This is a genomic window from Streptomyces sp. NPDC048196, assembly GCF_040652715.1.
Lineage (GTDB): Bacteria > Actinomycetota > Actinomycetes > Streptomycetales > Streptomycetaceae > Streptomyces > Streptomyces siderophoricus.
On record NZ_JBEZMM010000018.1, the window covers coordinates 123,790 to 133,858 of the forward strand.

Consider the following 10,069-nt stretch of genomic DNA (forward strand, 5'->3'; position numbering starts at 1 on the left):
GGAACAGGGGCCATGGCAGTGCAGCTCGACGCCGCGGGGGAAGAGACCGCGCCGCGCACCGGCAAGGGGGGAGCCCCGCCCACCCGCGGCACCGCAGGCAGACGGACCGCCCGCGGCACCGCAGGCAGACGGACCGCCCGTCACACCCCCTACCTCCTCCTGCTGCCCGCCCTGCTCGCCACCGCCGTCTTCCTCGGCTGGCCGCTGGTCCGCAACCTGCTGCTCTCCTTCCAGAACCTCAACATGAAGGAGCTCATCCAGCACCTCACCGACTGGCGCGGAACCGGCAACTACCAGGAGGTCCTGGGCAGCGAGCAGTTCTGGCGGGTCACCGGCCGGACCGTCGTCTTCACCGCGGTCAACGTGGTCCTGATCATGGTCCTGGGCGTGCTGATCGGACTGCTGCTGGCCCGGCTCGGCAAGAAGATGCGGCTGACCCTGTCGCTCGCGCTGGTCCTGGCCTGGGCGATGCCGGTGGTCGCCGCCACCACCGTCTTCCAGTGGCTCTTCGACTCCCGCTACGGCGTCGTCAACTGGCTGCTCGACAAGCTCGGCCGGCACGACATGGCCCACTACGACTGGGTCGGCACCCAACTGTCGACCTTCTTCGTGATCACCGTGCTGATCGTGTGGCAGTCCCTGCCGTTCGTGGCCCTCAACCTCTACGCGGCCACCACGACCATTCCCCGGGAGCTCTACGAAGCCGCCCGGATGGACGGGGCCGGCACCTGGCAGGTCTTCACCTCCGTCACCTTCCCCTTCCTCAAGCCGTTCTTCCTGGCCACCACGTTCCTGGAGATCATCTGGGTCTTCAAGGCGTTCCCGCAGATCTTCGCGATCAACCAGGGCGGCCCGGACCGGCTCACCGAAACCCTGCCGATCTACGCCTTCACCGAGGGCGTCGGCAACCTCCACTTCGGCATGGGCGCCGCGATCTCCCTGCTCACCATCGCCGTGCTGCTCGTGATGACCGCCTACTACCTGCGTCTGACGCTCAAGCAGGAACAGCAAGAGGAGAACGAGCTGTGAAGCGCACGGCCCTTGCGACGGCCGGCCGCATCTGGCCCAACGCCACCGCGGCCCTGCTCGCCCTCGGTTTCGCCTTCCCCGTCTACTGGATGTTCAGCACCGCCTTCAAACCGACCCGGGACATCATCACCGAGGACCCGGTGTGGTTCCCCTTCCACGGCACCGTCGAGCACTTCGCGACGGCCGTTACCGCCCCCCACTTCTGGGCCCTGGCCGGCAACTCGGTCGTCGTGACCGTCCTGGCCGTCGGGCTGTCCCTGGTCATCGCGCTCTGCGGGGCGTTCGCCCTCACCCGGATGCGCTTCAAGGGCCGCCGCGGCATCCTGCTGACCTTCATGGTCGCCCAGATGGCGCCCTGGGAGGTCATGGTGATCTCCATCTACCTGATCGTCCGGGACGCCGACCTGCTCAACAGCCTCGTCCCGCTCACCTGCTTCTACATGCTGATGGTGCTGCCCTTCACCCTGCTGACGCTGCGCGGCTACGTCGCCGCGGTGCCCAGGGAACTGGAGGAGTCCGCGATGGTCGACGGCTGCTCCCGGCGGCAGGCGTTCCGCAAGGTCGTCCTCCCGCTGCTGGCCCCCGGCCTGATGGCCACCTCCCTCTTCGGCTTCATCACCGCCTGGAACGAGTTCCCGCTCGTGCTGGTCCTCAACAAGGAGCCGGGCACCGGCACGCTGCCGCTGTGGCTCTCGCAGTTCCAGACCCAGTTCGGCGACGACTGGGGCGCCACCATGGCCGCCGCCTCGCTCTTCGCCGTCCCGATCCTCGTCCTCTTCCTGTTCCTGCAACGCAAGGCGGTCGGCGGTCTCACCTCCGGCGCAGTGAAGGGATAACGCACGCCATGCCACCTCTCGTCCGCCCGGTACGCCCCACCGACACCCTCACCCGCGACGCGCTCGCCGTCCTCCAGCCCGGCTTCACCGGCACCACTGCCCCCGACTGGCTGCTGCGCCGACTCGACGAGGGCCTGACCACGGTCGGCCTCTTCGGCCGCAATGTGGCGAACCCCGGCCAACTGGCCGCCCTGACCGGCCGGTTGCGCCGGGAACGCGAGGACGTCCTGGTCGCCGTCGACGAGGAGGGCGGCGACGTCACCCGCCTCGAAGTGCGCGGCGGCTCCTCCTTCCCCGGCAACCACGCGCTGGGCGCCGTCGACGACCCGGCCCTGACCCGCGCGGTCGCCCGGGAACTCGGCCGCCGGCTGGCCGAGTGCGGCATCACCCTCAACTGGGCACCGTCCGCCGACGTCAACTCCAACCCGGACAACCCGGTCATCGGCGTCCGCTCCTTCGGCGCCGACCCGCACCTGGTCGCCCGGCACACCGCCGCCTACGTCGAGGGCCTGCAGTCCGCCGGCGTGGCCGCCTGCACCAAGCACTTCCCCGGCCACGGCGACACCGCCGTCGACTCCCACCTCGACCTGCCGCGGATCGCCGCCGACCTGGCCACCCTCCAGGAGCGCGAACTCGTCCCGTTCCGCGCCGCGGTCGCGGCCGGCACCCGCGCCGTGATGAGCGCGCACATCCTGCTGCCCGCCCTGGACGGCGACCGCCCCGCCACGCTCAGCCCGGCCGCCCTGCACGGCCTGCTGCGCGCCCCCGCCGCCGAGGGCGGCCTCGGCTTCGACGGCCTGATCGTCACCGACGGCATGGAGATGCAGGCCATCGCCGCCACCTACGGCATCGAACGCGGCAGCGTGCTCGCCCTCGCGGCCGGCGCCGACGCGATCTGCGTGGGCGGCGGCCTCGCCGACGAGGACATCGTGCTGCGGCTGCGCGACGCCCTGGTGACGGCGGTGCGCGACGGCGAACTGCCGGAGGAGCGGCTCGCCGACGCCGCGGAACGGGTGCGCGCCCTGGCGCGCTGGACCCGGGACGCGGGCGCGGGGGAGGGCGCCGCGCCCGCGCCGGGGATCGGCCTCACCGCCGCCCGGCGCGCCCTGCGCCGCACCGCGGGCGGGCAGCCCTACGCACCGCTCACCGCCGCCGCCTACGTCGCGGCGTTCACCCCGCTCGCCAACATCGCGGTCGGCGACGAGACGCCGTGGGGCGTCGCCGCCGAACTGGCCCGCCTGCTGCCGGGCACCGACACCGGCACCTACTCCGCGGACGCCGCCGCCGCGGCCGGGGCCCCGGCACTGGTCGAGGACCTGCTCACCGCGGCCGCCGGCCGCCGGATCGTGGCCGTCGTCCGCGACGTCCACCGCCACCCCTGGATGGCCGACGCCCTGGCCGCCCTCCTGGCCGCCCGCCCCGGCACCGCCGTCGTCGAAATGGGCGTCCCCCAGGCCCCGCCCCGGGGCGCCCTCCACCTCGCCACCCACGGCGCCGCCCGGGTCTGCGGCCGGGCCGCGGCCGAGGCCCTCACCGGACGCCTCTGAAACACGGACCGGCTGACACACGGACCGGCCGGGATACGAACCGGCCGGGATGCGAACCGGCCGGGGCGCTCCCCATGGGAACGCCCCGGCCGGTCCGTGCGCGGGCGCGGCCCCGCGGGCCGGTCAGATGCCCTGCCACTCCGGCTTCGCCGCGTAGGTGGCGCGGAAGTAGTCGGCGAGCTTCAGCTTGCCGGCCGCGGCCTCGTCGACGACGACCGTGGCGTGCGGGTGCAGCTGGAGCGCGGAGGCCGGGACCAGCGCGGCCACCGGGCCCTCCACCGCATGGGCCACCGCGTCCGCCTTGCCCTCACCGGTGGCCAGCAGCACCAGGTGCCGGGCCTCCAGGATGGTGCCGATGCCCTGGGTGATGACGTGGTGCGGGACCTCGTCGAGGCTGTCGAAGAACCGGGCGTTGTCCTCCCGGGTCTGCCGGGTCAGCGTCTTGATGCGGGTCCGCGACGCCAGCGAGGAGCAGGGCTCGTTGAAGCCGATGTGCCCGTCGGTGCCGATGCCGAGCAGTTGGAGGTCCACCCCGCCGGCCTCGCCCAGCGCCCGGTCGTACGCCTCGCAGGCGGCCTGGACGTCCTCGGCCGCACCGTCCGGCCCCATGAAGGCGTCCTCGTCCAGACCGAGCGGCTCGACCACCTCGCGCAGCACCACCGAGCGGTAGGACTCGGGGTGCCCGGCCGGCAGCCCGACGTACTCGTCGAGCTGGCAGATCCGGGTCCGCGAGGCGTCCACCGCGCCGGCCCTGACCTTCGCCGCCAGCGCCTGGTAGATGGGCAGCGGGGTCGAACCGGTGGCCACCCCCAGCAGCGCATCGGGCTTGCGCCGCACCAGGGTGGCGATGGCCTCCGCGATCAGCTCGCCGCCTGCCGTGGCGTCCGGAACGATGACAACTTCCACGCTTGGCCTGCCGTTCTGGAGAAGGGTCTGAAGGGTCTGAAGCGTCCGTAAACGGAGGTGGTATAGACCAATCTATCAGAGGGTAGGCCTCCGGGCCGGGTGGCGGCGCGGAACGGCGGGCGGCGGCTTTCCGTCGGTACGGTGACCGGCGGGTGAGGCGGCATCAGAGCAGGCCGCCACCCGTCGCGTCGATCCACTGCCCGGTCACCCACCGGCTGTCGTCCGAGGCCAGGAAGGCCACGATGTCGGCGATCTCCGCGCCGCCCGCGACCCGGCCCAGCGGTGACAGTCCGCGCACCCGCTCCCGGGCCGCGGCGTTGTCCTCGCCCCGCAGCCAGCCGGCGTTCATGTCGGTGTCCACCGCCCCGGGCGCCACCGCGTTGACCGTGATGCCGCGCGGCCCCAGGTCCTTGGCGAGGGTCGAGGTGAAGACGTCGACCGCCCCCTTGGACATGGCGTAGGCGATCAGCTCCGGCTTCGCGGCGCCGCGGGTCAGGCCGGTGGAGACATTGACGATCCGCCCGCCGTCGCGCAGCCGGGACAGCCCCCGCTGCACCACGAAGAACGGCGCCTTGGTGTTGACCGCGAAGAGACGGTCGAAGTCCTCCTCGGTGAGCGTGCCGACCCCCTTGAGCGTTCCGTCCACCGCCTTGTTGATCCCGGCGTTGTTGACCAGCACGTCCAGCCCCGCGGCCTGCTCGTCGAACGCGGCCCACAGTGCCTCGGCGTCCCCCGGCACGCCCAGCTCCGCCCGGACGGTGAAGGCCGTACCGCCCGCGGCCTCGATCGCCGCGACCGTCTCCTTCGCCGCCGCCTCGTCGTGGCCGTAGTGGACGGCCACCCGCGCGCCGTCCCGCCCCAGCCGTTCCGAGATCGCCCGGCCGATCCCCCGGCCGCCGCCGGTGACCAGTGCCGTCCTGCCGCTGAGCGCACCCATGGACATCTGCCCCTCCCCATCCGTGTCCGGCACCCCCGCCGCGCGGGCGCACCGCTCCGTCTGCCGGGCGACGCGTTTTGTATCGCTCGGTCCAGAATGACGGTAGCACGCATCCCGGGCCGCGCGGTACGGAAATGGGGATCATCGAGCCGGGCCGTCACCGGCCCCGGAAACACCCGCGGGCCGCGGCGCCGGGACAGGACCCTCAACCTGTCATCGGCACCGCAGCCCGGAGCTGACATCGGCCGGCCCCGCCGTACGGACGGTGGGCTCCCCCGTGTGCGGTGGGGTCGCCGTCCCGTCCTGGGACCGGTCGATCGGAGGCCTCGGCGCAGTCAGGGCAGAGAGCGCTTCCGGCCTCGTTCCGTCCTCCTGTGCGGGGAGGGCGGAGGTCTTTGCTGAATTCTGGACTAGACCATTCTCACTTGTCCATGCCCTTGCGGGGACAACACTCATACCGTACGCCGGTAGGCTCCAAGACGTGCCCTCCATGAACGATCTCGTACGCCAGCACACCGCTCTGAGCGACTCCGACCTCGAGTGGCTCCACCTGCTGGTCTCGGAGTGGCAGCTGCTCTCCGACCTGTCCTTCGCCGATCTCGTCCTCTGGGTCCCGACGCTCGACGGCACCCGTTACGTCTCGGTCGCCCAGATGCGTCCCAACACCGGCCCCACCTCCTACCAGGACGACATGGTCGGCCACCTCGTTCCCCGGGGACGCCGGCCGATGCTGGATTCCGCCTTGGACGAGGGCCGCATCGTACGCGAGGGCGACCCGGAGTGGCGAGAGGAAGTTCCGGTCCGGGTCGAGTCCATCCCGGTACGGCGCGAGGGCCGGGTCCTCGGCGTGATCGCCCGGAACACCAATCTGCTGACCGTCCGCACCCCCAGCCGGCTGGAGCTCACCTACCTCCAGAGCGCCTCCGACCTCGCCCAGATGATCGCTGCCGGAACGTTTCCGTTCCCCGGCCAGCAGGTCGACATGGACGCCTCCCCGCGCGCCGGCGACGGGCTGATCCGGCTCGACGCGGACGGCGTCGTCCAGTACGCCAGCCCCAACGCGCTCTCCGCCTACCACCGGCTCGGCCTCGCCGCGGACCTCGTGGGCCACCACCTCGGCCAGGCCACCGCCGAACTCGCCCCGGCCCGCGGCCCGGTGGACGAGGCCCTGGTCAAGCTGGCCAGCGGCTGGGCGCCCCGGGAATTCGAGGTCGAAGGCAATGACGGCGTCATTCAATTGCGCGCCATTCCGCTCAAACCGAAGGGCACCCATATCGGTTCCCTGGTGCTGCTGCGGGACGTCACCGAACTGCGCCGGCGCGAACGTGAACTGATCACCAAGGACGCGACCATCCGGGAAATCCACCACAGGGTGAAGAACAATTTGCAGACAGTGGCCGCGCTGCTACGGCTGCAGTCCCGCCGGATGGATTCCGAGCAGGGCCGCGAGGCGCTCAACGAGGCCGTGCGCAGGGTGGGTTCGATCGCGATCGTGCACGAGACGCTGTCCCAGAACCTCGACGAACGGGTCCAGTTCGACGAGATCGCCGACCGGGTGCTGGCCATGGTCGCGGAGATCTCCCCGGGCAAGGTGACCACCCGCCGCACCGGGCGGTTCGGGATCCTCGACGCCGAGGTGGCCACCCCGCTGTCGATGGTCCTCACCGAAATCCTGCAGAACGCCCTGGAGCACGCCTTCGACCAGGCCGAGCAGGGCATCGTCGAGGTGGGCGCGGTGCGCGGCGGCAACCGGACCGACCCCCGGCTGATCGTCACCGTCCAGGACAACGGCCGCGGCCTGCCCGAGGACTTCGACCCGCAGCGCGCCGGAAACCTGGGGCTGCAGATCGTACGGACCCTGGTGGAGGGGGAGTTGGGCGGCACCTTCGACATGGTGCGGGCACCCGAGCGCGGCACCCGGGTCCTCCTCGACATCCCGGTACGGCCGGAGAAGCCGCACTAGGCGGAACCGGGGGAGGCCCCGGGAAGGTCCCGCCGGCCCGGGCGCGGTGGCCGGCCCGGGCCCGTCGCCGGGCACGAACAGCAACAAGCTGCGGCCCGGAACAGCAACAAGCCCCGGACCGATCGGTCCGGGGCTCAAAGCTATTGCGATGCGATAACGACCGGGCTTCTTAAGCGCCGTGCGTGCATCGGGGGTACTGCGCGCTGCGGCTCGGGGGCCACGGGGCGGCTGGCTCAGGCGCTGGCGTTGCGCGCCCGGTTGCGAGCTGCACGGCGCTTCATCGCGCGGCGCTCGTCCTCGCTCAGACCACCCCAGACGCCGGAGTCCTGGCCGGACTCAAGCGCCCACTGCAGGCACTGCTCCATGACGGGGCAGCGGCGGCAGACGGCCTTGGCTTCCTCGATCTGCAGCAGCGCAGGACCGGTGTTGCCGATAGGGAAGAAGAGCTCGGGGTCTTCCTCGCGGCAAACGGCGCGGTGACGCCAGTCCATGGCTGCTCCATCTCCTCGTGTGACGGGATCGTTGCTTGTGAATGTGAACGCTTTCACGAATCCCCCAACAAGGGAAGGGCCGAACTCCAGTTGCGAACTGGTGCGGTCCTGGGAATGAGGAGGAGGATTCGGGCTCTCAAGGGGGCCGGTAAAGCGGCCGTCCCGATCGCCATGAAGAGACTCGCAAACCTCGGCTGCGGATACAACCCCTTCCGGAAACTTTTTTTTGATTCCTTGGTGTCGCCTCGGTCACAGCCGTCATTCCAGGGGGTGGGAACCAGTCTAAACGTTCGAGTGAAAGGACTTTGGGCCCTACTGCTCACACAATCACACGCAGTGCACGGCGAACGCCTGTGAACGTCACACTCGTGCGCAGCCCCAGGTGGTCGCCGTCCATCTGGAAGGGCAGCGGCACCTGCGAATGCAAGGTGAAGTTCGTGAGGTCGTGAAGTGAGAGCGCATGCTTGCCATGGGGGCCGCGCTCCGGGGTTGACGTGAGCAGCTGCGTGGCATAACGGGCCACCGCCGAGGGGGACAGCTTGCTCAGTGCGAACAGATCCAGGGCCGTGTCGAACGAGGCGTCCGGGGACGGATAGATCGGACGGTTGCCCAGGTAGGACCACGGAGCGGTGTTGCAGATTATGGCCAGCGCGAGGTTCTCGACGATCTCCGTCGCCCCCTCCGCGCCGTCCTCGCCGCCCGGGCGTTCGAGGGTGATGACCCCCTGCCGGCGGTTCGCCTCCCCCAGGAACTGCCGTACGACCTGTCGCATGTACAGGGCATGCGTCGAACGCTTGCCGCGTTCCCGCTGCTGTTCGACCCGGCCGACGACCCCGGCGTCGAAACCGAAGCCCGCGCAGAAGGTGAACCAGCGCTCCGGAACGCCCTCGTCCTCCGTACCCGGCGTGCCCGCGGCGAGCCCCAGACCGATGGTGCGCTCACTGCCGTCGCGCAGCGCGTCCAGGAGGGCGCCGGTGGCCTCCACCACATCGTTGGGCAGCCCGAGGGCCCGGGCGAAGACGTTGGTGGAACCGCCGGGGACCACCGCCAGCCGGGGGTGCGACTCGGGATCGGGGCCGTTCGCCAGCAGGCCGTTGACGACCTCGTTGACCGTGCCGTCCCCGCCCAGCGCCACGACCAGCTCGGTCTCGCCGCCCTCGGTGGCCTGCCGGGCAAGATCCCGGGCGTGCCCGCGGTACCGGGTCTCGGCGACCTCCAGCTTGAGGTCGCTGGCGAGGGCGTGCGTGAGGACCTCGCGGGTGCGCGCACTGGTGGTGGTAGCAGCGGGATTGACCACGAGGAGAGCGCGCATGTGCAGCAGCGTACCTACCTGCCGGTACCGGGCTCACGCCCCGTCCGCGTCCAGGGCGTTCCGGGGCGCGTGGGCCGCCGGCGCTACCCTGCTGGGGTGAGCAGTCAGCAGAAGCAGTCCGTGAAGCGCGCCGCCGGCGCCCCCGCCGCGCCCGCACCGGCCGGTCCGCGGCCCGCCCGGCTGAGCGCCGCCGCGGCCCTCACCGGGATCGAGGGCCTCGCCCTGGCCGCCCTCGGTACGTACATGCTGATCATGGGCCTCACGGGCTCACCGGACAGCCCGCAGCAGGCGGAGATGGGCGGGGTGACGGTGCTCGCGCTGGCCGTGCTGCCGCTGGTCGCCGCGCGCGGTCTGTGGCTGCGCCGCCGCTGGAGCCGGGGCCCCTCACTGATCACCCAGATCGTCGCCCTGCCGGTGGCCTGGACGCTGGTGCACGGCGGAGGCGCGCTGGTCGCGGGCGGCATCGCGCTGGCGCTGGCCGCGCTGGTCGTCCTCGTCCTGCTGGTCAACCCTACGGCTACGGAGGCGTTGGGGATCGGGCCGCGGGAGTAGGGCCTTCCCACGTACTTGGCTGTCCCGCCGTGGGGATTGTTCGCCGTTGCGCTTTGCGGCGCCCCCGCACGTACCTGTCTGCTGCGCCGCGGGGCTTGGTCGCCGTTGCGCTTTGCGGCGTACCCGCACGTAGCTGTTTTCCCGCCGCGGGTGGTCTCGCCGTTGCGCTTTGGGGCGCCTCCCACGTACCTGGCCGTCCCGCCGCGGTTGTTGGTCGCCGTTGTGCGCTTTGCGGCGCCGCGTACGTGGCTGTCTGTCCCGCCGTGGGTCGTCTCGCCGTTGCGCGCCTTGCGGCGCCCCCGCACGTACCTGTCTGCTGCGCCGCGGGGCTTGGTCGCCGTTGCGCCTGCGGCGCCCCGCACGTACTCGTCTGCGGCGTCGCGGGGCGTGTTCGCCGTTGCGCCTGCGGCGAGCTGGGTTGTTGTTGGGTGCGGTGACGGGCCTCCGGGGCCGGTTGTGTGGACTGCTGTCGCTTTACGTCCACACAACCGGCCCC

9 protein-coding genes are annotated in these 10,069 nt (G+C 71.5%); 5 read left to right on the forward strand and 4 right to left on the reverse strand.

The features are described 5' to 3' along the window. Window positions 1–12: 12 nt before the first annotated feature. From AB0E02_RS19825 to AB0E02_RS19835, 3 genes are read left to right on the forward strand one after another with little or no spacing between them, the layout of a single operon-like run. The gene (locus tag AB0E02_RS19825) at window positions 13–1,029 is read left to right on the forward strand and encodes a sugar ABC transporter permease (protein WP_362141070.1); all 1,017 of its coding nucleotides are present in this window, start codon (window positions 13–15) and stop codon (window positions 1,027–1,029) included. Next, window positions 1,026–1,865, forward strand: a complete 840-nt coding sequence (locus AB0E02_RS19830; protein WP_362141072.1) for a carbohydrate ABC transporter permease — start codon at window positions 1,026–1,028, stop codon at window positions 1,863–1,865. Before AB0E02_RS19825 ends, AB0E02_RS19830 begins: the two co-directional genes overlap by 4 nt. 8 nt (window positions 1,866–1,873) lie before the next feature. Beyond that, window positions 1,874–3,412, forward strand: a complete 1,539-nt coding sequence (locus tag AB0E02_RS19835; RefSeq protein WP_362141074.1) for a glycoside hydrolase family 3 protein — start codon at window positions 1,874–1,876, stop codon at window positions 3,410–3,412. Between the two features lie 123 nt (window positions 3,413–3,535). Here AB0E02_RS19835 and nagB read toward each other — a convergent pair whose 3' ends face one another. Both nagB and AB0E02_RS19845 read right to left on the reverse strand, forming a co-directional pair. Beyond that, window positions 3,536–4,318 carry a glucosamine-6-phosphate deaminase gene (gene nagB / locus AB0E02_RS19840; protein ID WP_362141076.1) on the reverse strand — a complete coding sequence of 261 codons (783 nt, stop codon included), beginning with the start codon at window positions 4,316–4,318 and terminating at the stop codon, window positions 3,536–3,538. A 163-nt stretch (window positions 4,319–4,481) separates the two neighbouring features. Further along, window positions 4,482–5,255: an SDR family oxidoreductase gene (locus tag AB0E02_RS19845; RefSeq protein ID WP_362141096.1), complete on the reverse strand. Its 774-nt coding sequence runs from the start codon at window positions 5,253–5,255 to the stop codon at window positions 4,482–4,484. Between the two features lie 490 nt (window positions 5,256–5,745). On the opposite strand from AB0E02_RS19845, the gene AB0E02_RS19850 reads away from it, so the two are divergent. Then, window positions 5,746–7,218 carry a PAS domain-containing sensor histidine kinase gene (locus AB0E02_RS19850; protein WP_362141098.1) on the forward strand — a complete coding sequence of 491 codons (1,473 nt, stop codon included), beginning with the start codon at window positions 5,746–5,748 and terminating at the stop codon, window positions 7,216–7,218. 233 nt (window positions 7,219–7,451) lie between these two features. Here the strand turns inward: AB0E02_RS19850 and AB0E02_RS19855 are convergent, their stop codons facing one another. Together AB0E02_RS19855 and AB0E02_RS19860 are read right to left on the reverse strand one after the other, a co-directional pair. Then, window positions 7,452–7,709 carry a WhiB family transcriptional regulator gene (locus AB0E02_RS19855; protein ID WP_003983230.1) on the reverse strand — a complete coding sequence of 86 codons (258 nt, stop codon included), beginning with the start codon at window positions 7,707–7,709 and terminating at the stop codon, window positions 7,452–7,454. 319 nt (window positions 7,710–8,028) lie between these two features. After that, window positions 8,029–9,021, reverse strand: coding sequence for a diacylglycerol kinase family protein (locus AB0E02_RS19860; protein WP_362141079.1), 993 nt, complete (start codon window positions 9,019–9,021; stop codon window positions 8,029–8,031). Between the two features lie 96 nt (window positions 9,022–9,117). On the opposite strand from AB0E02_RS19860, the gene AB0E02_RS19865 reads away from it, so the two are divergent. Next, window positions 9,118–9,573 carry a hypothetical protein gene (locus tag AB0E02_RS19865; RefSeq protein ID WP_362141081.1) on the forward strand — a complete coding sequence of 152 codons (456 nt, stop codon included), beginning with the start codon at window positions 9,118–9,120 and terminating at the stop codon, window positions 9,571–9,573. The last annotated feature ends 496 nt before the right edge of the window (window positions 9,574–10,069 follow it).